This window comes from Janthinobacterium sp. P210005, assembly GCF_036231865.1.
Lineage (GTDB): Bacteria > Pseudomonadota > Gammaproteobacteria > Burkholderiales > Burkholderiaceae_D > Janthinobacterium > Janthinobacterium kumbetense.
Genome location: NZ_JAZARC010000001.1, coordinates 1536868 through 1558973, shown reverse-complemented (window position 1 = coordinate 1558973; position 22106 = coordinate 1536868). Strand labels below are relative to the sequence as shown.

Sequence of the window (22106 nt, the reverse complement as noted above, 5' to 3'; positions counted from 1 at the left end):
CGCTACGTCATAAGCCCGTCATATGCCGCTGTTATGATGCTTTTGTTGGCACACAGCATGCGGTGCGCAAATCACTACGTTCCGGGAGCGATAGGATGCAGGCATGACTCAACAGCTTAGCCGGTGAGCTCAACCATCGGCACCAGACAGGCCGGCGCAGCGTGAAATTGCTGCGATGGCAAGGCATGCAGGGGGAAAGCGGGAAAATGAAGGGACTTTAATGAAGTCCTAAGCCTGACTAAGTGAAGGGCTGGCATAGTGGATACATGGCGCACGGAAACCCCGGGCGCAAGGTTGCCGGACACCTCAATGACCGGCACGATTTCCACTTTTTCATGTGTTTTCCGTTTTATCCCTGCGCTCTGAAACAGCGTTTCAACCGGCTGCCGCGACTTGCGAAGCCGGTTTTTTTTGCCCGGATTTTCGTGCAGGGCCGGAAAATGCCCGGCGCCGCCATACTGCGGCACCGGGCGCGGGCGCTTAACCCGTTTGCTTGGCCAGCCATGCATCGACGGCCGGCAGGCGCTCGGTGCGCACCTTGATGCGGTACTTGATGCCGGCCACGGAACTGTCGGCGTCGCCGCGCGCGCTGGCCGGCAGGTTGGCCTGCGCATACGCTTCCAGCTTGGCGATCATTTCCGGCTGCGCCGAGCCGGCGGCCAGGCGGGGGAAGTAGCGGCTGCGCGAACTGGCGTCGATGCGCGCATTGACTTGCTCCAGGTGCGCCAGCGCGAAGTCGAACGCCAGTTCCGGATGCCTGCGCGACACGCGCGAAATCATGGCCGGGCTGTTGGTCACGCCAGGTTCATCCGTCAGCGCCAGCGCCAGCGCGCGCTGCGCCAGGGCCGCGTCGTCGGTCGAGGCCAGCAAGTCGTACAGCTGGTTCTTGACCAGCGGCGTCTTTTCCTGCTGCGCCCTGGCGTGCAGCTGCTCCCAGGTGGCGGCGTCCGCATGCTGGGCCACGACGCCCAGGATGGTGCGGCGCAGCGGCGCGGGCATGGCGGACGGATCCTGTTCGCTGGCCGCGTAGCGGCGGCGCGCTTCCGCGATCACGCCGGGCTCGCCCATGTCGCCGAGGATGGCAATCAGGCGGCCGCGCAGGGTCGCCACGCTCGATGCTTCGCCCGCGCGCGCTTCCCAGCCCGTCTGCTCCATCATCGGCGCCAGGCGCGCCATGGCAAAGCGGGCGAAAGCCTGCTGGCGCGCTGTGTCGCCCGCATACTGTTCATACAGGCCGTTCAGCGCGCCGGCCACGCGGCCCAGCACTTGCGGGTCGGCCGACAGGGGCGTGGCCTTCACCAGTTCCAGGAAAGCGGCCGGGTCTTGCAAGCCCGCCATGCCCAGCGACTGGCTGTCCGCCAGCAAGCCCAGCTGGTCGATCGGCGCCAGGCGCGCGAAGCTGCCTGCCAGCGCGTGCGTGCCGGCCGGCGCATACAGGGTGCGGTAGTAGCCGCTCTGGCCCGCGTTCACCAGCAGGGCGCCGCAACCGGGCACGTTCAGGGTGGCCTTGCCATTCTTGACCAGCACGCGGGCCAGCTTGCCGTTGCCGACCGTCGACGCGATGACGGGCACTTTCCACGACAGCGTTTTCTTGTCCGGCTGGTCCTTGGAAAATTCCGTCTGCGTCAGGGTCACGCGCGTATTGCCCTTCCTGCACACGGCGTCGCCCACGGTGATCATGGGCACGCCCGGCTGCAGGGTGAAATCATGGGCGATGGCGCTGACAGGTTTGCCCGCGGCCGCGTCGACTTCGCGCCACAGGTCGTCGGATACCGTATTGCCATACGCATGCTTGCGCATGTAGCTGCGCACGGCCGTGCGCCACGTGTCGGCGCCCACGTACGCTTCGAGCATGCTGATCACGGCCTTGCCCTTTTGATAGGTGATGCCGTCGAAGGCCTGGCTGGCCTGTTCCACGGTGGCGATGCGCTGCACCACCGGATGCGTGGTGCGCAGCGCATCCTGGCTCATGGCCGATTCGCGCCCGCCCACCTTGGACAGGGTCGTGTTCCATTCCGGGTGCAAACGCTCCGTGGTGCGGCTTTCCATCCACGAGGCAAAGCCTTCGTTGAGCCACAGGTCGTCCCACCAGCGCATGGTGACCAGGTCGCCGAACCACTGGTGCGCCATTTCATGCGACAAGGTGGTGTAGATGTTTTCCTTGTCCGACTGGGTCGAGATGGCCGGGTCGAGCAGCAAGCCGTATTCGAAGGTGAACACGGCGCCCCAGTTTTCCATGGCGCCGAAGAACTGGCTGCGGCCCGGCGCGGCGATGTTGTCGAGCTTGGGCAGCGGGTAGCGCACGCCGAAATAATCGTTGTATTCGCGCAGCAGGGCGGCCGACTCGTCGAGCGCGAAGCGGCTTTGCGCCAGCGCGCCCTTCTTCGTGATGACGCCCAGTTCCGTGCCGTCGGCCATCTTTGTCGCCCGCTCGAAGTCGCCCAGGCCGAAGAACAGCAAATACGTCGACATGCGCGGCGTGGTGGCGAAATATACGTGCTTCATGCCATTGCCCAGCTCTTCGCTGCTGGCGATCGGCATGTTGCCGACGGCCATCTGGCTGCTCGGGACGACCACGTCCAGTGCGAAGGTGGCCTTGTAGTCCGGTTCATCCCACGACGGCAGCATGCTGCGCGCATCCGAATTTTCGAACTGCGTGTACAGCGCGCGCTGGCGTCCTTGCGGCGTGTCGTAGTCGAGCGAGAACAGTCCCGTGGCCTGCGTGCCGATCTTGCCGGTGTAGTCGATGCGCAACAGGTACTCGCCCTTGGTCAGCGGCTCGGCGAAATGCACGGTGGCCGTCTGCTTGTCCGCGTCGATGTCGATCTTGCGCGTCACCTGCTTGCTGCCGCCCGCGCCTTCGATGGCGGCGACGGAAAACGCCAGGTTCAGGGCATTGAAAGTGATGCTGGCCGTCGGCGTGTCGACGGCCACCTTGATGGCGGCTGCGCCCTTGAAGGTGGAGGCGGCGGCGTCCGGCGTGATCGACAGGATGTAGTGCAAGGGCGTGACGCCGCGCGGCAGCTGCGTGGTGGTGCCAGGGGAGTGGCTGGCCGAGGCGTATTTGGCGGCGGGTGCGGCGTGGCCAGCGCTAAAGGCCGTGACGGCGGCCAGGGCCAGGACGGCGGCGGCCAGTTGGCTGCGGCGGAAACGCGGAGTCGGTGTGCGATGCATGGTATGCCCTTCGTTCATGGGTAAAACGCCGGCCGGCCGGGTAGGCTGCGAGCGTTGATGGCGGTTGGGGGACATCGCTGGAACTGGAAGCCAGCGTTCCCGTACAGCAATCTAAGTGGAAACGGGGGCAAAGTCAACGCGCCAGGGGCGCCGCACCATGGCGGTGCGCTGGTATGATGGGCGCCTGACCGCCTTGCCACAGGCCGGTGCCGCACCTGATTGTCAACCACCCTAACGAGACGAGACTTGCACATGAAACTGTATATCAGCCCCCGCACGCCGAATCCACGCCGCGTCACCATGTTCATCGCCGAAAAAGGCATCACCGGCATCGAGGAAGTGGCGCTCGACCTGATGGCGGGCCAGCACCGCGATCCCGCCTTCCTGGCGAAAAACCCGCTGGGCCGCGTGCCCGTGCTGGAATTGGCGGACGGGCGCGTGCTGACCGAGACGCGCGCCATCTGCACTTACCTGGAAGGCTTGCAGCCGCAGCCGAACCTGATGGGCGAAGGTTTCGAAGAGCGCGCGTTCATCGAAATGGCCGACCGCCGCGTGGAACTGCATTTGTTCAGCGCCGCCGCCAACTGGGTGCGCCACGGCCATCCGGCCCTGGTGGCGCTGGAAAACCCGCAGTTTCCCGATTTCGCCACGGCGCAGGCGGGCAAGCTGCGCGAGACGGCGCAGTGGCTGGACCAGGTGCTGGCGCAGCAGCCGTACATCGCCGGCGAGCGCTTCACCATTGCCGACATCACGGCCTTCTGCGCGCTGGAGTTTGCGCGCGGCCTGATGAAGTACCGCCCCGGCGCGGAAGGCTTGCAGCACCTGCAGGCTTACCGCGACCGCATCGCCGAGCGCCCCAGCGCGCAGGCGAAGTAGGCCCATGAAAAAAACGCCTGCGCCGGAATCCGGTGCAGGCGTTTTGTCTTGCGGGGGCCGTCAGGCCGGGTTTATCGACTTCCTTACTTCAGCTGCTCCAGCAGGAAGGTGTAGGTCAGCGCCCACATCAGCGCCTGCTGGTCGTTATTGGCGGCGCCCGCATGGCCGCCTTCCGTGTTTTCCCAGTACAGCACGTCGTGGCCTTGCTCTTCCATCTTCGCCACCATCTTGCGCGCATGGCCGGGATGGACCCGGTCGTCGCGCGTCGAGGTAGTAAACAGCACGCGCGGATATTTCTTGTCCTTGAAGACGTTCTGGTACGGCGAGTACTTGCTGATGTACGCCCATTGTTCCGGCACGTCCGGGTCGCCGTACTCTCCCATCCACGAGGCGCCCGCCAGCATCTTGTTATAGCGGCGCATGTCGAGCAGCGGCACCTGGCTGACGACGGCGTTGAACAGGTCGGGACGCTGCACCAGCACGGCGCCCGTCAGCAGGCCGCCATTGCTGCCGCCCATGATGCCCAGGTGGCGCGGACTGGTGACCTTGCGCTGGATCAAATCCTGCGCCACCGAGATGAAATCGTCATACGCGCGCTGGCGGTTTTCCTTCAGCGCCGCCTGGTGCCAGCGGGGGCCGAATTCGCCGCCGCCGCGGATATTCGCCAGCACGTACACGCCGCCTTTTTCCAGCCACGCGACGCCCGTGGTGCCGCTGTAGCTTGGTTTCAGCGACACTTCGAAGCCGCCGTAGCCATACAGCACGGTGGGGTTGCTGCCGTCGAACTTCGTCTTCTTGCCCATGATGGCGAAATACGGCACCTTCGTGCCATCCTTCGACGTCGATTCGAACTGCTCCACCTTGTACGGCGCCGCGTCGTAGTAGGCAGGCAGCGACTTGATCTTTGTCCGCTTGTCGCTTTGCGCCGTGGCCAGGTACAGCGTGGTCGGGTTGAGGAAGTCGGTCACCGTCAGGAAGTACTGGTCCGAGTCGACGGGATCGAGCGCGCTGACGGCCAGGGTGCCCAGCTTTGGCGCATCGACGGCGCGGCGCTGCCACTTGCTGTTCACGTGGCGCAGTTCCGTCAGGCGGTTCTTGACCTTGTCCAGGGTGGTGACGAGGATGGCCGATTTCGTCGCCGTGACATTGTCCAGCGACGACGTGGCCGTGGGCGCGTACAGCACTTCCAGCACCTGCTTGCCCTGCATGAAGGATTTGAAGTCGGTCGCCAGCAATGAGCCTTGCGCATAGGTCTTGCCGTTGACTTTCCAGTCCGAGCGCAGGGTGATGACCAGCTGGTCGCGCACGGTGAAGGCCGTCGCGTCGTCCGGTTTCGGCACTTTCTTCAGCTCGGCGCCGTCGCGCAGGAACATTTCGCCGCTGTAGAAATCGATCTGCCGCTCGATGAACTGGTGTTCGTGGCCGGGCGTGAAATCCTTGTAGGCGCCCGCGCTCAGGTCGTCGGCTTTGGCTTCGTACAGCGTTTGCGCCTGCGCCAGCGGCGTGCCGCGCTGCCACTGCTTGATGATGCGCGGGTAGCCGGAGCTGGTCATCGAGCCGGGGCCGAAATCCGTGGAGACGAACAGGGTGTCCTGGTCGATCCAGCTGGCGCTGCCCTTCGCTTCGGGCAGGGTGAAGCCGCCGTCGACGAAGGCGCGCTTGGCCACGTCGTATTCGCGCACCACCTTGGCGTCGCCGCCGCCGCGCGACAGGGAAATGAGGCAGCGTTCGCCCTTCGGATACAGGCAGGAAGCGCCGCCCCAGACCCAGTTTTCGCTCTCGCCGGCGGCCAGCTGGTCGAGGTCGATCACGGTTTCCCATGCGGGTTCGGCCTGCTGGTACTGCGCCAGCGTAGTGCGGCGCCAGATGCCGCGCACGTGCTGGGCGTCGCGCCAGAAGTTGTAGTAATACTCGCCTTCCTTGCTGACATAGGGAATGCGTTCCTTGGAATTGAGGATGGTTTTCAGGCGCGCCTGCAGGGCCGAAAAGCCGGGCTGGGCTTCCAGTTCCTTGGTGGTGACGGCATTGTGCTGCTTGACCCAGGCCAGCGGCTTGTCGCCGAGGACGTCTTCCAGCCACAGGTGGGGATCGGTGTTGGCGGCGGCGGGCGCGGGGGCTTGTGCATGGGCGATGCCCGCTGCGGCCAGGCCGAGCAGCATGCTGCTGGCGAGAATGCGATATGACGACATGTAGGGTTCCTGGTTGGTCCGATGGAAGCCGCGTTGCAGGCAAAACGGCGCAGCCATGGTGCCATGGATTGCTGTGAGGAACCAGTGTCTATGGGCGACTACTTAAAAAATAGCATGCTTTTCTAATATTGTTTGCTGGAATGGAAGCCGGCCGCAGAATCTGCGGCGTGTCGCACCTTTCAGCATACGCCAGGCCCGATCAGCGAGGTCAAGGTGAGCTGCGTCGGTTCGACATCGCCGCCGTCGCAGTGATAAATCCACAGTGCATCGTTGTCGCGGCTGTCGATGAACAGGATGCGCGTGTTTTCCTCGCCGATGGCCAGGCACGCCGCCAGCTCGGCAAGGCTGAACGGTGCTGCCTGCTTCGACCCCGTTCCCGCCGCTTGCGCCAGGGCCTGCGCAAAGCCGGCCAGTTGCCTGACTGCCAGGTAGCTGGTTCCATCCACATCGACGTCCTGGCACAGCGCGTCCAGGCTGTACAAGGTGAAGGGCTCTTCGTCCTTGAAAATCGCCACGCCGGGTAGTGACGTTGCGCTGCGGAGATGCGCGAGATAGGCCTGGGGCACGATTACTTGTTCCCTGGCCAGCAATTTTTCCAGCTGCTTGCCGTTTTTCTTTGCTACTTTGGCGGCCTTGGGCGCAGCCGTCTCGCAAGCCTGGGCTATCCAGGCGACCGGATTGAACTGGAACATCCTTGCACATGCGGGGCAGTGCAGGAACATGAACGTCATTTTCTTGCCGATGGCCGTGTTTAAGAACGCAGCATCCGGGGCATCCATGGCGCTGCTGTCGAAGCGGCGCCCGCAGTCACCGTCGTAGGGACAAGTAATCTCGGTCATGGCGTAGCGGGTTTAGGCATTGAAGTATTTCTCCATCCGTAAAGCGATTGCTTCTTTTTCTTCGGGAAAAGAGGCGCCGGGATTTTTCTTCCAATAGGCAAGGCCCTCGTTCAGTGCCCACAGGGCTTTTTCCTGCTGGCCCGCCATCAGAAAAAAATCGCAGGCCCTGGCATGCGCGTCTTGCGCTTCGACCAGGCTCAGGGCGGCATTTTCCCAATTGGACAGGCGCTCAAGCCAGGGCAGGGCCAATGTGTGCAGATTATGCCGCAGGCAGTGCATGACTGTCGCACTCTGGGCCGGATCGACGAGCTGGTGATGCGCTTCGCCGTCCACGCTCGCGCATTGCCAGTTCGGCATATTCCAGTCAGCCACGGCGCCAACGATGGGATTGGCAGGTTCATGACCGTAACGCGCCTTGTGCCATGAGGTGTAGGATCTGGATGAAACCTGATAGTGGCTCCAGAATGCCACGCAGACATGCTCTTCATTATGGCGGTTGGCCTGGAAATGGATGGTCTGGATGAATTCGTTCCGCGCGCGCTTGAAGGTCAGCTGGCCTGGCGAGAACTTGAAGCCCGCTGCGGTCAGCGGTTCCAGCAAGAACGCTTCAATATTGGCGATGATCAGCGCTTTTGGCTTCATTCCGTTTCCTGGCGTTCGTCGGTTGCGCCGCCTTGCTGTCAACATGCTGTCCAAACGGTGCTGCCATGTTGCCATAGATCAGCGCTAGCGCACCTTGCGGCGGGCAATCGTGCGAGGGGAAAACCTGCCGCTATTTTTCCTGCCCGCTTCCGGGGGCAGTGTGCTGGCCAGGCAGCCTGGCCACCACCTTGATCTCGAACTGGAAACCATACAGCCACGTCACGCCAACGGCCGTGACGGTGGGGTGGGGGGCTTCGCCCCAGTAACCGGCTTGCACGATATCCCAGATGCGCTGGAAGTTGGCCTGCGGGTCGACGATAAAGATGGTCACGTCCTGCACGTCGTCGAACGAGCAGCCGGCCGCTTGCAAGATGGCATTCAGGTTGTCGAAGGCGCGCCGGACCTGGGCTTCGAGCCCGGGTTCGGGCGAACCGTCTTCGCGGCTGCCGACCTGTCCCGACACGAACAGCAGGCCGTTGGCGCGCACGGCGGGCGAATAGCGGTTCTGCTCATACAGGGCTTGGCGGCCCGGAGGGAATACGACGTCGCGTTTCATCAGCTTTCCTTTGTCGATGCAGCGAAGTTGCTGCCTGGAGAACACTTTATCTGCTGCCAGCCTGCTGATAAAGCGGCCAGAATCGCCTGCACTGTTTGTATAATCCAAACAATCGGGTGGCGGAGGTGTGGATGGACAAGTTGGATACGATGCGGGCATTCGTGCGGGTGGTCGAGACGGGCAGTTTTACGCGGGCGGCCGCGACCTTGCATATGAGCCGCACCACGGTGACGCAGCTGGTGCAGCAGCTCGAGGCGCGGCTGCGCCTGAAGTTGCTGAACCGCACCACGCGCAAGGTCAATGTGACGGCCGATGGCGCCGTCTACTACGAGCGCATCGTGCAGGTGCTCGACACCCTGGAAGAAATCGAAACGAGCTTGCCGCATGCCGCTGCCTTGCCGCGTGGCCAGTTGCGCGTGGACGTGCCCAGTCCGCTCGCCGCTTTGCTGCTGGTGCCGGCGCTGCCCGGGTTTCATGCGCGGTATCCCGATATTGTGCTCGACATGGGCGCCAGCGACCGCATGGTCGACGTGATCGGCGACAATGTCGATTGCGTGATACGTGGCGGTGACATCACCGACCAGTCGCTGATGGCGCGCAAGCTGGCCGACTTGCCGCTGGGCGTGTATGCGGCGCCTGCCTACCTGCAACGGGTGGGCACGCCCTTGCATCCGCTTGAATTGCAGGACAGCGCGCACCGCATCGTGCGCTTTCGCTGGGGACGCAGCGGCAACGGCTTTCCGTACGTGATGCATCGCGAGGGCAAGAGCGTGAAGATCCATGGCCAGTACGTGCTGTCGATCGACGATGGCAACGCCTACCTGGCGGCCGGGGTGGCGGGGCTGGGCGTGCTGTGGCTGCCCGATTATATGGCGCAGCCGCACGTGGCCAGGGGCGAGCTGCTGCCGCTGTTCCCCGCATGGACGGTCGACGCCATGCCGCTCCATCTCGCCTATCCGCCGAACCGCCATGTCAGCAAGAAACTGCGCGTCTTCATCGATTGGGTCGCCGAACTGATGGCCCGGCATGCCGCCCCCGCTGTCACCGTCACGGCAACTGATTGACCCACACGGGCGCCGACCAGACGATATTGCCGTCGTCCTGCGTCAGCCGCGCATAATAGAAATGGGGGCCGGGCGCGGGCGTGAGGGTGAGTTCGGCCTGCTCCGATACCTGTGTGACGGAGCCATTGCTTCCCGGCACGCCGTGGAAGATGGCGACGACGGCCGCTTGCCGCCCCGCGCTGTTGCTGAAGCTGATGGCCAGGTGCAAGGGACCGTGGTTGTCGAAGCGCTCGCCCATCAGCTTGCCGTTGGCCGTGAACAGCAGTTGCGCGTGCTTGTCCATGGTGGCAAACACGCGGCGCGCGCGCAGCGCTTCGAGGAAGCCGTCGCGTGACACGGGCGTGCCGGCGGCCGGGCTGGCCACCAGTACGGCCGTGCGGTTGCCGTAAGCCGCGCCCCAGTTGGCGCAGTGGTTGTCCTGATTGCTGCTGAAGGCCACGTGGTAGCCGGCCGCCAGGGCTCGGTTGCAGGCCGCCTCGTAATTGCTGCGCCGCGTTTCCGTTTCCTCGTCGTTGGTGGAAAAAGCGGACGTGTTCATGACTTCGCACAACACCATGGCCGCGTCGCCATCCGGCGTGTAGCCCAGCGGCTGGCCATCGACGAGAAACTGGTCCGCATAGGCGGGGTGGTTGAATTGCCCGATCCAGCCCCGTTCGCGCATCAGCGCGTACAGGCCAGCGTAATCGCTTTTCGGCGTTTCCACGTCGGCCAGCAGCTCGCCCAGGGCATTCCTTTCCCAGCCCAGCAACTGGTCGCTATTGAAGATGTTCAGGTGGCCACCCTTGTTGATGACGCCCCATTCCATGCCATACAGGGCCAGGAAGCCGGGATGGGCGGCGGTATACGCGGCCGCTTCGGCCAGCCCCGTCTGGTACAGGGCTGTCGCTTCGGCCGGGATGGCAGCGGCGTTGGTGCCATCGGAACCGTCATACATATGGTTGTGCTCGGATGTCAGCAAGGCGTCGAGTCCATGTTGCTGCGCATACTTGTAGGCATCGATGGGACCGAAGGGCGCCGTTTGCGGTTCCTGCGCGCCATGACAGGCATCGAGCGCCGCGCCGCCGTCGCTGTGGCGCGTCTGGCTGTGCAGGTTGGCGTAGACGATGCGGTACGCAAGCTGGCCATCCAGGCTGGGCAGTTGCTGCAAGCCCGCCTGGAAGGCGGGCACCCTGGGCGGCGCGCCGCCCCCCCGCTGCACCTGGATGTGCCATTGCTGTTCCACCTGCGCTTCCTGCGGCGTGCCGGCATCGGCCACGGCCAGCAGGCGCAGTTCATATAAACCGTCCGGGACCGGCACGCGCCGTGCGCGCGCATCGGCGTCGGCGCGGCCATCCCAGGGCAAGGCGACGCTCTGGACGCCGGCCCCCACCTGTTCCGTGCCCGACCAGTGCCGCAGCACGGCGCCTTGCGGCCCCGGGCCGGACAGTGTCAAGGTCCAGCGCACCGCATGCGCGCGCCCCGCGTCGGGATAGGCGAGGCGGACCAGAAAGGTGCGCGCCTGCGTTGTCCGTGCACCGAGCGCGGCGCGGAAGGGTGCGACGACAGTGGCGTCGAGTTCGCTGTGTTCCTTCGGCTCTTGCGCGGCGGCACTGTTGCTCCACGTTATGAGCAACACGCCGGCGCACATGCAAGCGAGCCAGGGCGGCCAGGGCGGCCGCCAGCGGCGCAGTGTCTTGAACATCGTGGCCTCCCGCAACTGCTTCAGATGGTAAGTTAGACAAGAGTTGCCACGTGCCGGTTCCCGCATGCACCAGCAAGTGGCGTGCTTGCACCGTGATTGGCCATGATCTGGCGCAAAGCCAGTGCAAATGGTGCCGCGTACCCCTGCAAAAGCTGGCACGGCGCTTGCTACACAAGAGATACGGATCAACGGCGATCCCCTGAATAAACGCACAACGGTCCAACGACGGACCACATGGACAACGGCGTCCGCCCAGGCTGATTTTTTTGATCGGCGGGGGCGGGCGCCGTTTTGTTTTATCAACGGGATACTTCGGGAACCATCATGGCCAGCCAAAAAGCAACGCGCATCGCGCTCTTCTCCCTCGCCACGCCGCCCATGCGCGCATTCCACCTGACGTGGATGGCATTTTTCGTGTGTTTCTTCGCCTGGTTCGCCTGCGCACCCCTGATGCCTGTCATCAAGGGCGAGTTCGGCCTTTCCTTGGCGCAAGTGGCAAATATCAATATCGCGGCCGTCGCCATCACCATCCTCGTGCGCCTGATCGTGGGGCCCTTGTGCGACCGCTACGGCCCGCGCAAGACCTACACGGGCTTGCTGCTGCTGGGCGCCATACCCGTGCTGGGCGTGGCCGCGTCGCAAAGCTATGAAAGCTTCCTGTTCTTCCGCCTGGGCATCGGCGCCGTCGGCGCCAGCTTTGTCATTACGCAATATCACACCTCCGTGATGTTTGCGCCCCGCGTGGTGGGCACGGCGAATGCGGCCGCCGCCGGCTGGGGCAATGCGGGCGGCGGCGCGGCGCAGGCATTGATGCCCTTGCTGCTGGGCGCTGTGCTGATGCTGGGCGTGTCCGAATCGATGGGCTGGCGCATCGCGCTGCTGGTGCCGGGCGTGCTGATGCTGGTGATGGCTGCCCTCTACTGGCGCTATACGCAGGATTGCCCGGAAGGCAATTACGCGGACTTGCGCGCCGCCGGCGCGGCTATCGAGGGTGGAAAGAAAGGTGGCTGGGACAGCTTCAAGGCCGCCAGCAGCAATTATCGCGTGTGGCTGCTGTTCGTCACCTACGGCGCCTGCTTCGGCATCGAAATCTTCATCCACAATATCGCCGCCGTGTACTACGTCGACCATTTCGGCCTGTCCTTGAAATCGGCGGGACTGGCCGCCGGCAGCTTCGGCTTGCTGGCCCTGTTTGCCCGGGCTTTGGGGGGCTGGATGTCGGATAAATTGGCCCTGCGCGGCAATTTGAACAGCCGCGTGACCCTGCTGTTCATGCTGATGATAGGCGAAGGCGTGGGCCTGCTGTGGTTTGCCAAGGTCGACAGCGTCACGTATGCCGTCATCGCCATGCTGGTCTTCGGCCTGTTCACCCACATGGCGTGCGGCGCGACCTATGCGCTGGTGCCCTTTATCGACAGCCGCGCGCTGGGCGGCGTGGCCGGCATCATCGGCGCGGGCGGCAACGTGGGCGCCGTGGCGGCCGGTTTCCTGATGAAGGGCACGGGCGATATCCGCCAGACCTTGATCATCCTCAGCGCGCTGGTGGTGATCTCGGCCCTGTGCGCCATCGCCGTGCGCTTTACCCGCGAAGCGGCCGAACCGAACATGGCCGCGGCCTGAGGAGACAGCAATGAACCACCCCTTGAACATCGTCGTCCTTGGCCATGGCATGGTCGGGCATAAATTCCTCGAACGCCTGGCCCTGGAAAACGCGCCGCACCTGCACGTCACCGTGCTGTGCGAAGAGCCGCGCCCCGCCTACGACAGGGTGCACCTGTCTGAATTTTTCAGCGGCAAATCGGCCGACGACCTCTCCTTGGTGGCGCCCGGCTTCTTCGACAAGGGCAACGTCGTCCTGAAGCTCAATGCGCGGGCCGTGTCCATCGACCGCGCCGCGAAAACTGTCACGGCCAGCACGGGCGAAGTCTTGATCTACGACAAACTCGTGTTTGCCACCGGCTCGACGCCGTTCGTGCCGCCGCTGCCGGGCAAGGAGCGCGATGGCTGCTTCGTCTACCGCACCATCGAAGACCTGGAAGCCATGCTGGCCTGGGGCGCCAAGTCCCGCACGGGCGTGGTGATCGGCGGCGGGCTGTTGGGCCTCGAATGCGCGAAAGCCCTGCGCGATCTGAAGCTGGACACCCACGTGGTGGAATTCGCGCCGCGCCTGATGGCCGTGCAGGTGGACGAGGGCGGCGCGCGCGTCCTGCGCCGCAAGATCGAGGAACTGGGTGTGACCGTGCACACGCAAAAGAATACCCTGGCCATCCTTGACGGCGAAGCGGCCACGCACCGCATGCAGTTTGCCGACGGCAGCCACCTGGAAGCGGACATGATCGTCTTCTCGGCCGGCATCCGCCCCCGCGACGAGCTGGCGCGCGCCTGCGGCCTGGAGGTGGGGCCACGGGGCGGCATCGCCATCGACGACAGCTGCGTCACCTCCGACCCGGACATCTACGCGATCGGCGAATGCGCGCTGTGGGGCGGCCTGGTCTTCGGCCTGGTGGCGCCCGGCTATGAAATGGCGCGCATCGCGGCGCGCCATGTGCTGCAGGAGGAGGAAGGAGAAGCGGGCGAAGCGTCGTTCAAGGGCGCCGACATGAGCACCAAGCTCAAATTGATGGGCGTGGACGTGGCCAGCCTGGGCGACCCGCACGGCAATGCGCCGGGCAGCCGCTCCTACCAGTTCATGGACGAGCGCAAGCAGATCTACAAGAAGATCGTCGTTTCCGATTGCGGCAAGTACCTGCTGGGCGGCGTGATGGTGGGCGACGCCAGCGAATACGGCACCTTGCTGCAGATGATGCTCAACAAGATAGAGCTGCCGGCATCGCCCGAATTCCTGATCCTGCCGCAGGCGGATGGCCAGCAAAAGGTCGGCCTGGGCGTGGATGCCTTGCCCGAATCGGCGCAAATCTGTTCGTGCAACGACGTGTCGAAGGGCGCGCTGTGCGCGGCCGTCGCCAGGGGCGCCACCACCATCGGCGCCTTGAAAAGCTGCACGAAAGCGGGGACGGCTTGCGGCGGCTGCGTGCCGCTCGTGACGCAGATCATGAAGGCGGAAATGCAGAAGCAGGGCCTGGCAGTCGACAACCACGTGTGCGAACACTTTGCGTACTCGCGCCAGGAATTGCACCACCTGGTGCGCGTGGGCAAGATCCGCAGCTTCGGTGCGCTCCTGGGCGCGCATGGCCAGGGTTTGGGGTGCGACGTGTGCAAGCCCGTGGCGGCGAATATCCTCGCCTCTTGCTGGAACGATTTCGTGCTCTCTCCTGTGCACGCCAGCTTGCAGGACAGTAACGATTATTTCCTTGGCAATATCCAGAAGGATGGCACGTATTCCGTCGTACCGCGCATGCCGGGCGGCGAAGTGACGGCCGACGGCTTGATCGCCGTGGGCATGGTGGCGAAAAAATACGGTCTCTACACGAAAATCACGGGCGGCCAGCGGGTCGACCTGTTCGGCGCGCGCGTCGACCAGTTGCCTGCCATCTGGGAAGAGCTGATCGCGGCCGGCTTCGAGTCGGGTCACGCCTACGGCAAATCCTTGCGCACGGTCAAATCGTGCGTCGGCTCCACCTGGTGCCGCTACGGCGTGGCCGACAGCGTGGGCTTTGCGATTCAGCTGGAAAACCGCTACAAGGGCTTGCGCACGCCGCACAAGATCAAGTTCGGCGTTTCCGGCTGCACGCGCGAATGCGCCGAGGCGCAAGGCAAGGATATCGGCCTGATCGCCACGGAAAAGGGCTGGAATCTGTACGTGTGCGGCAATGGCGGCATGAAACCGCGCCATGCGGAACTGCTGGCGTCCGATCTCGATGAAGCCACCCTGGTGCGCTACGTCGACCGCTTCCTGATGTTTTACGTGCGCACGGCCGACCGCCTGCAGCGCACCAGCGTGTGGCGCGACAACCTGGAAGGGGGCCTCGATTACCTGAAGTCCGTCGTCGTGGCCGACCGCCTGGGCATCGCCCACGAACTGGAGGCGGACATGCAGCACGTGGTCGACACCTATGCGTGCGAATGGAAAGCGGCCGTCACGGACCCCGCCGTGCGCCAGCGCTTCCGCCATTTCGTCAACAGCGAAAAGAACGATGAAAACGTGGTGTTCGTCGAAGAGCGGGGCCAGATCCGGCCCGCCACGCTTGACGAACGCCGCGGCACCGTGATCCCCATCCTTGCCGTGGAGGCTTGAGCCATGAATGCGATGAATGAACTTTCCGGCGCTACCGCCGACAACTGGGTGGCCATCTGCCCCTTGACCGACATCGTGCCCGACACGGGCGTGTGCGCCTTGCTCAATGGGCGCCACGTGGCCGTGTTCCGCGTCGGCGACGCCGCGCCGCGCGTGTACGCCATCGACAATATCGACCCGAACGCGGGCGCTTCCGTGCTGTCGCGGGGCCTCGTGGGCAGTATCGGCGAGCGCGTCGTCGTCGCCTCGCCCATCTACAAGCAGCATTTCGACCTGGCCAGCGGCGAGTGCATCGAAGCGCCGGAACACTCGGTCGCCGCCTGGCCGGCGCGCGTGTTTGCGGACATGGTGTGGGTGGCCCTGTGAATCCGCCAGTCAGGGCCACTGCGCGTCCCTCGCTGGTCGTCGTCGGCAACGGCATGGCCGGCATGCGCACGGTCGAGGAACTCTTGAAACTCGCGCCGGACCTGTACGACATCACCGTGTTCGGCGCCGAACCGCACGGCAATTACAACCGCATCCTGCTGTCTCCCGTGCTGGCCGGCGAAAAAACGGTGGACGACATCATGCTGCATACGCGCGACTGGTATGCGCACAACGGCATCACCCTGCACGCGGGCGACCCCGTCATGCGCATCGACCGCAAGGCGCGCACGGTGCAGTCGCTGTCCGGCATCACGGTTGCCTATGACCGCCTGCTGCTGGCCACGGGATCGACGCCCTTCATCGTGCCCGTGCCGGGCCACCAGCTGCCCGGCGTGATCGGTTTTCGCGATATCAGCGACGTCGACACCATGCTGCAGGCGGCGCGCACGCACCGCCACGCGGTGGTCATCGGCGGCGGCTTGCTGGGGCTGGAAGCGGCCAACGGCTTGCAGCGCCAGGGCATGGACGTCACGGTGGTGCACATGAGCGGCGCGTTGATGAACCAGCAGCTGGACGCACCCGCCTCGATGCTGCTGAAAACGGCGCTGGAAGCGCGCGGCCTGCGTTTCCTGATGCAGGCGCAAACGTCTTCCATTCTGGGCAGCACCCGCGTGGAAGGCGTGCAGTTTGCGGACGGCAGCAGCATTCCCGCCGACCTGGTGGTGATGACGGCCGGCGTGCGCCCTAACATCGCGCTGGCGCAAGCGGCCGGCCTGCACTGCGAACGGGCCATCGTCGTCGACGACTGCCTGCAAAGCTATGACCCGCGCGTGTACGCCGTGGGCGAATGCGTGCAGCACCGGCGCGCCACCTTCGGCCTGGTGGCGCCCATCTGGGAGCAGGCGCGCGTGTGCGGCGCGCACCTGGCCGGCGCGGGCCACCGCCGCTACGTGCAGCAAGCCAGCGCCACCAAGTTGAAGGTGACGGGCATCGACCTGTATTCAGCCGGCGACATCATCGGCGGCGAAGGCAGCGAAGACCTGGTGCTGCGCGATCCGCGCCGCGGCGTCTACAAGCGCCTGGTGGTGCAGGGCAGCCGCCTGGCCGGCGCCGTGCTGTATGGCGACGTGCAGGACGGTCCCTGGTATTTCGACCTGATCCAGCAGCGCCGCGATATCAGCAAGCTGCGCGCCCATTTATTGTTTGGCCAGGCGCTGTGCGCCCAGGCCGCCTGACAGCGACCAACAGGATACTTTCATGACTAGCTGCACGCCCGTGAAAACCACTTGCCCGTACTGCGGCGTCGGCTGCGGCGTGGAAGCGACACGCCTGCCCGACGGCGCCATCCGCATCGCCGGCGACACGGCCCACCCGGCCAACCTGGGCCGCCTGTGCGTGAAAGGCTCGGCGCTGGGCGACACCCTGGACCTGGAGAACCGTTTGCTGCAGCCGCAGGTGCGCGTCGACGGCGTGCTGCGGCGCGCTTCCTGGGACGCCGCGCTGGACCAGGTGGCCGGCGGCTTGCGCGCCATCATCGCCGAGCACGGCCCCGACGCCGTGGCCCTGTATGTCTCGGGCCAGCTGCTGACGGAAGATTATTATGTGGCCAACAAATTCATGAAGGGCTATGTGGGCAGCGCGAATATCGACACCAATTCGCGCCTGTGTATGTCGTCGGCCGTGGCGGGCCACAAGCGCGCGTTCGGCGAGGATATCGTGCCGGGCTGCTATGACGACCTGGAACTGGCCGACATGGTGGTGCTGGTGGGCTCTAACACGGCCTGGTGCCACCCGATCCTGTTCCAGCGCATCGCCCGCATCCGCGAAACCCGGCCGCACATGAAACTGGTGGTGATCGACCCGCGCCGCACGGCCACCTGCGAGCTGGCCGACTTGCACCTGCCCGTGAAACCGGGCACCGACGTGTGGCTGTTCAACGGCTTGCTGTGCTATCTGGCGCGGGAAGGCGCGATCGACGACGCTTTCGTCACGCAGCACAGTGCGGGCCTCGACGACGCGCTGGCGGCCGCCCACGTGGATTGCGGCGACCCCTTGCAGGTGGCGGCCATCTGCAAGGTCGACCCGCACGCCTTGCTGGCGTTTTACCAGGCGTTTGCCGCCACGCGCAAGGTCGTCACCGCGTTTTCCCAGGGCGTGAACCAGTCATCGAGCGGCACGGACAAGGTCAACAGCATCATCAACTGCCATCTGGCGACGGGACGCATCGGCCAGCCCGGCATGGGGCCGTTTTCCCTCACGGGCCAGCCGAACGCCATGGGCGGGCGCGAAGTGGGCGGCCTGGCCAACATGCTGGCGGCGCACCTGGAGCTGGACAAGCCGCTGCACCGCGAGGCCGTACAAACCTTCTGGGACTCGCCGCGCATGGCCGACAAGCCTGGCCTGAAGGCCGTGGAACTGTTCCACGCGATTGAATCCGGGAAGGTCAAGGCCGTGTGGATCATCGCCACCAATCCGCTGGTCAGCATGCCGGACGCGGACCAGGTGCGCCGCGCGCTGGCCAAGTGCGAACTGGTGGTGGTGTCGGACATCAGCGCAGGCTCGGATACGAATGTCCATGCCGACGTGCTGCTGCCAGCCCTGGGCTGGGGCGAAAAGGATGGCACGGTGACCAATTCCGAGCGCCGCATCTCGCGCCAGCGGGCGTTTCTGCCGGCGCCCGGCGAAGCGCGCGCCGACTGGGACGTGCTGTGCGACGTGGCGCGGCGCATGGGTTATGCCGGCTTCGATTTCGCGTCGCCGCAGGCCATTTTCGACGAACACGCGCGCCTGTCCGCCTTCCGCAACGAGGGGGAATTGGCGCGCCTGTTCAATCTGTCGCACCTGGCGGCGCTGAGCGCCGCGCAATACGACGCGCTGGCGCCGCAGCAGTGGCCGCAGGGCCAGGCGCGCCTGTTCGGCGACGGCCGCTTCGCGCATGGGGACGGGCGCGCGCGTTTCGTGCCCACGGCGCCGCGCGCGCCGCGCAACATGCCCGACGAAGATTATCCGCTGATCCTGAATACGGGCCGGGTGCGCGACCAGTGGCATACGATGACGCGCACGGGCAAGGCGGCCAAGCTGTCGGGCCACGTCGCCGAAGCCTTCATCGACCTCCACCCGCAGGATGCGCTGCTGTACAGCGTGCGCGAAGGCGAGCTGGCGCGCATTTCCAGCGCCTGGGGCGCGATGGTGGCGCGTGTCGTGCATGGCGGCGGCATCGCGCGCGGCCAGGTCTTCGTGCCCATCCACTGGAGCGACGCGAATGCGTCCGACGCGCGCGTGGGCGCCGTCGTCAACCCGGTCGTCGACCCCGTCTCGGGCGAGCCGGAATTCAAGCACACGCCCGTGCGCATCGAGCAATTCCGCGTGCACTGGCATGCGTTTGTCCTGAGCCGCACGCCCTTGAACCTGGACGGCGTGGCGCACTGGACGCGCATCCAGGGCGAGCAATTCCTGCGCTACGAACTGGCCGGGCGCCAGCGCATCGAGGACCTGGGCGCCTGGGCGCGCGCGCTGCTGGGCGTGACGGACGAGAATGCCGACTGGCTCGATTATGCGGATGCCAGCGCGGGCGTGTACCGCGCCGTGCACCTGGACGAGGGGCGCATCGCGCAATGCGTGTATGTCTCGCCGCGGCCCGACCTGCCGTCGCGCAGCTGGCTGGCTGGCCTGTTTGCGCACGCGCAGCTCGATGCGGCCGACCGCGCCGGCGTGCTGCTGGGCCAGCCCATCGGCAAGGGCATGGACGCCGGCCCCACCGTGTGTTCGTGCTTTGGCGTGGGGCGCAACACCATATGCGCGGCCATCGTGGAACAGAAGCTGACGACGACGGCGCAGGTGACGGCCTGCGTCAAGGCGGGCGGCAATTGCGGCTCCTGCGTACCGGAGATACGACAGTTGCTGCTTGAGGCGCGCAGCGCGGCCTGAAAATCTGTCCTTTCCGGCACGGCTTTGTTATATTGCCAGCTCTATAACAGAGAGGCAGTGTGATGACAGCAGTACAACACCCGACGGTCTGGCTGACGGGCTTGAGCGGCGCCGGCAAGACCAGTATCGCCCTGTCGCTGGCGCAGGCGCTGAAGGCGCAGGGCCGCGCCGTGGCCTTGCTCGACGGCGACCAGCTGCGCCATGGCTTGAACCGCGACCTGGGTTTTACGCCCGAAGACCGGCATGAAAACATCCGCCGCGTGGCCGAAGTGGCGCGCCTGATGAACGGCGCGGGCTTGACCGTCATCGCCGCCTTCATTTCCCCCAGCCGCGCCGACCGGGCCATGGCCGCCGCCATCATCGGCACGGCGCATTTCATCGAAGTCCACGTCAGCACCCCGCTGGCCGTGTGCGAGGCGCGCGACGTCAAGGGCCTGTACGCGAAGGCGCGCGCGGGGCAGATCGCCGAATTCACGGGCGTGTCCGCTCCCTACGAAGCGCCGCTGGCGGCCGCGCTGACCCTGGACACGGGCGCCCTGGCGCTGGAAGAGTCGGTCGAGCGTCTGTGCCGGCATTTGCAGCAGCGGCCGTGACGACCTGGCGCAAATGGCTGCGCCGGCACTTGCCCGCCAGCCTGAAGGCGCGCATGAGCGTGGTCGTCTTCCTGCTCGTGCTGGGCGCGGTCGCCTCGCTGGCGCTGGCCACCCTGGCCGTGGCCGAGCGCGGCATGCGCGACGTGACGGGGCGCCAGCAGTACGTATCGCTGTCCAGCGCCGCCGTCTTCATCGATGAAGAACTCGACGCGAAGCGCAATGTGCTGCGCGCGATGGCGGACAGCCTGGCGGCCGGCGGCGCGCACGACGGCGCCAGCCTGCAGCGCTTCCTGGCCGCGCAAACGGTGCTGGGCAAGGAGTTCTATTCGGCCGGCGTGGTCGGCATCGACGGCGTTGTCCTGGCCAGCGTGAGTCCCTTCAAGCCGCAGGCGGGGCTGAACGTCAAGGGCCGTCCTTACTTCGAACAGACGCTGGCGACGCGGCGCTCGGTGATTTCCGCGCCGCTCAACGGCAGCATTTCCGGCATGCCCATCGTCGTGGTGACCCAGCCCGTGTTCGACGCGCAGGGCGGCGTGCGCTATGTGCTGGCGGCCAGCGTGAACCTGCGCCAGCCCGATTTCCTGGGGCGCCTGGGCGCGCTCAAGCCGGGTCAGGGCGGCTACCTGTACATCATGACCAGCGCAGGCGTGATCGTCGAGCATCCCGACAAGTCGCGCATCATGCAGCATATCGAAGCGCATGGCCCCATCAGCATACCGACGCGGCGCGCCATGCAGGGTTTCGAGGGCTGGCTGACGGGCACCACCTCGCAAGGCGTCGATGCCCTGTTTGCCTACCACCGCATCGCCTCGACGGACTGGATACTGGCTTCCGTCTATCCCATGAGCGACGCGTTCGCGCCGCTGCACGCCATCCGCAGCAAGATCCTGCTGGCCGCCGTGCTGCTGGCAGCGCTGGCGGGCCTGGCCGGCTGGCGCGTGGTGCTGCGCCTGTTGCAGCCTTTGGCGCGCTTGCGCCACCAGGTGCATGAGATCCGCCGTCATCGCCTGGGCATCGATGTGCTGCAAATCGAGCGGCGCGACGAGATCGGCGACTTGAGCCGCGACTTTTACTCGCTGGTGGCCGAGCGCGAAATCGCCGAGGCGCAGACGCGCGGCAGCGAGCGGCGCCTGAAACTGCTGACGGACCATGTGCCCGTGGTGATCGTGTATATCGACCGCGAGCACCGCTACCAGTTCATCAACGCCACGTTTGAAAAATGGTTCGGCAGGTCGCAGCGGGAAAGCCTGATGCAGTCGATCCGCGACGTGCTCGGCGAAGAGGCGTATCAATTGCGCGAAGCCTACCTGCGGCGCGCTTTCGCGGGCGAGGAGGTCGAGTATGAATTTACCATCGGCGGCGAAGGGGAGGCCGGCCCGCGCGCCTTCCAGACCAGTTACGTGCCGGACGTGGGCGAGAGCGGCGCGGTGGAAGGCGTGTATGGCCTGATCCACGAAATCACCAAGACCAAGGCGGTGCACACGGCGCTGCAGTCTGCCGCCGCCACCGATACCCTGACGGGCATCGCCAACCGGCGCCGCTTCGACGAACAGCTGGCGCAAAGCATGCAGCGCACGCGGGCCGCGCGCGCGCCGATGGCGCTGGCCTATCTCGATATCGACCGTTTCAAGGCCATCAACGACAGCCTGGGACACAAGGCGGGTGACGAGGTGCTGAAGGAATTCGCCGCGCGCCTGGTGCGCAGCGTGCGCGCCAGCGATCTGGTGGCGCGCCTGGCCGGCGATGAATTCGTGATCATACTCGACGGCGTGAACGGCGCGGCCGAAGTGCGCCAGGTCGGCGCCAAGATCCTCGACGCCATCCGCCAGCCCTTCGCGCTGGCCAGCGGCCCCCTGCCGGTGACGACCAGCATCGGCATCGCCATCTTCCGCGAAGGCGCGCTGACGCCGGCGCAGTTGCTGGACCTGGCCGACCAGGCCCTGTATGCCGCCAAGGGGCAGGGCCGCGATGGCGTGGCGCTGCTCGAGGCGGCGCCGTAGGTTT

At 65.5% G+C, this 22106-nt stretch carries 16 protein-coding genes; 9 read left to right on the top strand and 7 right to left on the bottom strand.

Annotated elements, in window-relative coordinates; translation table 11 throughout:
- Positions 1–116: 116 nt before the first annotated feature.
- On the bottom strand, positions 117–509 hold the full coding sequence (locus VPH40_RS06840) for a hypothetical protein (RefSeq protein ID WP_328573061.1): 393 nt from the start codon (positions 507–509) through the stop codon (positions 117–119).
- Entirely contained in the window at positions 481–3174 is a 2694-nt protein-coding gene (locus tag VPH40_RS06835; RefSeq protein WP_328573060.1) for a M1 family metallopeptidase, read from the bottom strand. Before VPH40_RS06835 ends, VPH40_RS06840 begins: the two co-directional genes overlap by 29 nt.
- A 252-nt stretch (positions 3175–3426) precedes the next feature.
- Here VPH40_RS06835 and VPH40_RS06830 point away from each other — a divergent pair, with 252 nt between their 5' ends.
- Positions 3427–4050: a glutathione S-transferase family protein gene (locus tag VPH40_RS06830; RefSeq protein ID WP_099667313.1), complete on the top strand. Its 624-nt coding sequence runs from the start codon at positions 3427–3429 to the stop codon at positions 4048–4050.
- Positions 4051–4133: 83 nt separating this feature from the next.
- Here the strand turns inward: VPH40_RS06830 and VPH40_RS06825 are convergent, their stop codons facing one another.
- The 4 genes from VPH40_RS06825 to VPH40_RS06810 form a co-directional block, all read right to left on the bottom strand.
- Positions 4134–6239: a prolyl oligopeptidase family serine peptidase gene (locus tag VPH40_RS06825; protein ID WP_328573059.1), complete on the bottom strand. Its 2106-nt coding sequence runs from the start codon at positions 6237–6239 to the stop codon at positions 4134–4136.
- A 179-nt stretch (positions 6240–6418) separates the two neighbouring features.
- Positions 6419–7078, bottom strand: a complete 660-nt coding sequence (locus VPH40_RS06820; protein WP_328573058.1) for a hypothetical protein — start codon at positions 7076–7078, stop codon at positions 6419–6421.
- A 12-nt stretch (positions 7079–7090) separates the two neighbouring features.
- Positions 7091–7720, bottom strand: coding sequence for a DUF4304 domain-containing protein (locus VPH40_RS06815; protein WP_328573057.1), 630 nt, complete (start codon positions 7718–7720; stop codon positions 7091–7093).
- 130 nt (positions 7721–7850) lie between these two features.
- Positions 7851–8279 (bottom strand): RidA family protein, encoded by a 429-nt coding sequence (locus VPH40_RS06810; protein WP_328573343.1) that lies wholly within the window; start codon positions 8277–8279, stop codon positions 7851–7853.
- A gap of 128 nt (positions 8280–8407) precedes the next feature.
- Between VPH40_RS06810 and VPH40_RS06805 the strand changes: the two genes are divergently transcribed.
- Positions 8408–9340: a LysR family transcriptional regulator gene (locus VPH40_RS06805; RefSeq protein WP_328573056.1), complete on the top strand. Its 933-nt coding sequence runs from the start codon at positions 8408–8410 to the stop codon at positions 9338–9340.
- On the opposite strand, the gene VPH40_RS06800 is transcribed toward VPH40_RS06805, so the two are convergent.
- Complete coding sequence (locus VPH40_RS06800; RefSeq protein WP_328573055.1) at positions 9324–11021, bottom strand: CehA/McbA family metallohydrolase; 1698 nt, start codon at positions 11019–11021, stop codon at positions 9324–9326. The genes VPH40_RS06805 and VPH40_RS06800 overlap by 17 nt on opposite strands.
- A gap of 324 nt (positions 11022–11345) precedes the next feature.
- Between VPH40_RS06800 and VPH40_RS06795 the strand changes: the two genes are divergently transcribed.
- The 7 genes from VPH40_RS06795 (at position 11346) to VPH40_RS06765 (ending at position 22102) form a co-directional block, all read left to right on the top strand.
- Complete coding sequence (locus VPH40_RS06795; protein WP_328573054.1) at positions 11346–12641, top strand: MFS transporter; 1296 nt, start codon at positions 11346–11348, stop codon at positions 12639–12641.
- 10 nt (positions 12642–12651) lie between these two features.
- A complete protein-coding gene (gene nirB, locus VPH40_RS06790) occupies positions 12652–15216 on the top strand; it encodes a nitrite reductase large subunit NirB (protein WP_328573053.1) in 2565 nt (854 codons plus the stop codon).
- Positions 15217–15228: 12 nt separating this feature from the next.
- Entirely contained in the window at positions 15229–15582 is a 354-nt protein-coding gene (gene nirD, locus VPH40_RS06785) for a nitrite reductase small subunit NirD (RefSeq protein WP_099667321.1), read from the top strand.
- Entirely contained in the window at positions 15579–16817 is a 1239-nt protein-coding gene (locus VPH40_RS06780) for an NAD(P)/FAD-dependent oxidoreductase (RefSeq protein ID WP_328573052.1), read from the top strand. Before nirD ends, VPH40_RS06780 begins: the two co-directional genes overlap by 4 nt.
- A gap of 22 nt (positions 16818–16839) precedes the next feature.
- Positions 16840–19509, top strand: coding sequence for a molybdopterin-dependent oxidoreductase (locus tag VPH40_RS06775; protein ID WP_328573051.1), 2670 nt, complete (start codon positions 16840–16842; stop codon positions 19507–19509).
- 62 nt (positions 19510–19571) lie between these two features.
- Entirely contained in the window at positions 19572–20102 is a 531-nt protein-coding gene (cysC, locus tag VPH40_RS06770; RefSeq protein WP_328573050.1) for an adenylyl-sulfate kinase, read from the top strand.
- Positions 20099–22102, top strand: coding sequence for a diguanylate cyclase domain-containing protein (locus VPH40_RS06765; RefSeq protein WP_328573049.1), 2004 nt, complete (start codon positions 20099–20101; stop codon positions 22100–22102). Before cysC ends, VPH40_RS06765 begins: the two co-directional genes overlap by 4 nt.
- The last annotated feature ends 4 nt before the right edge of the window (positions 22103–22106 follow it).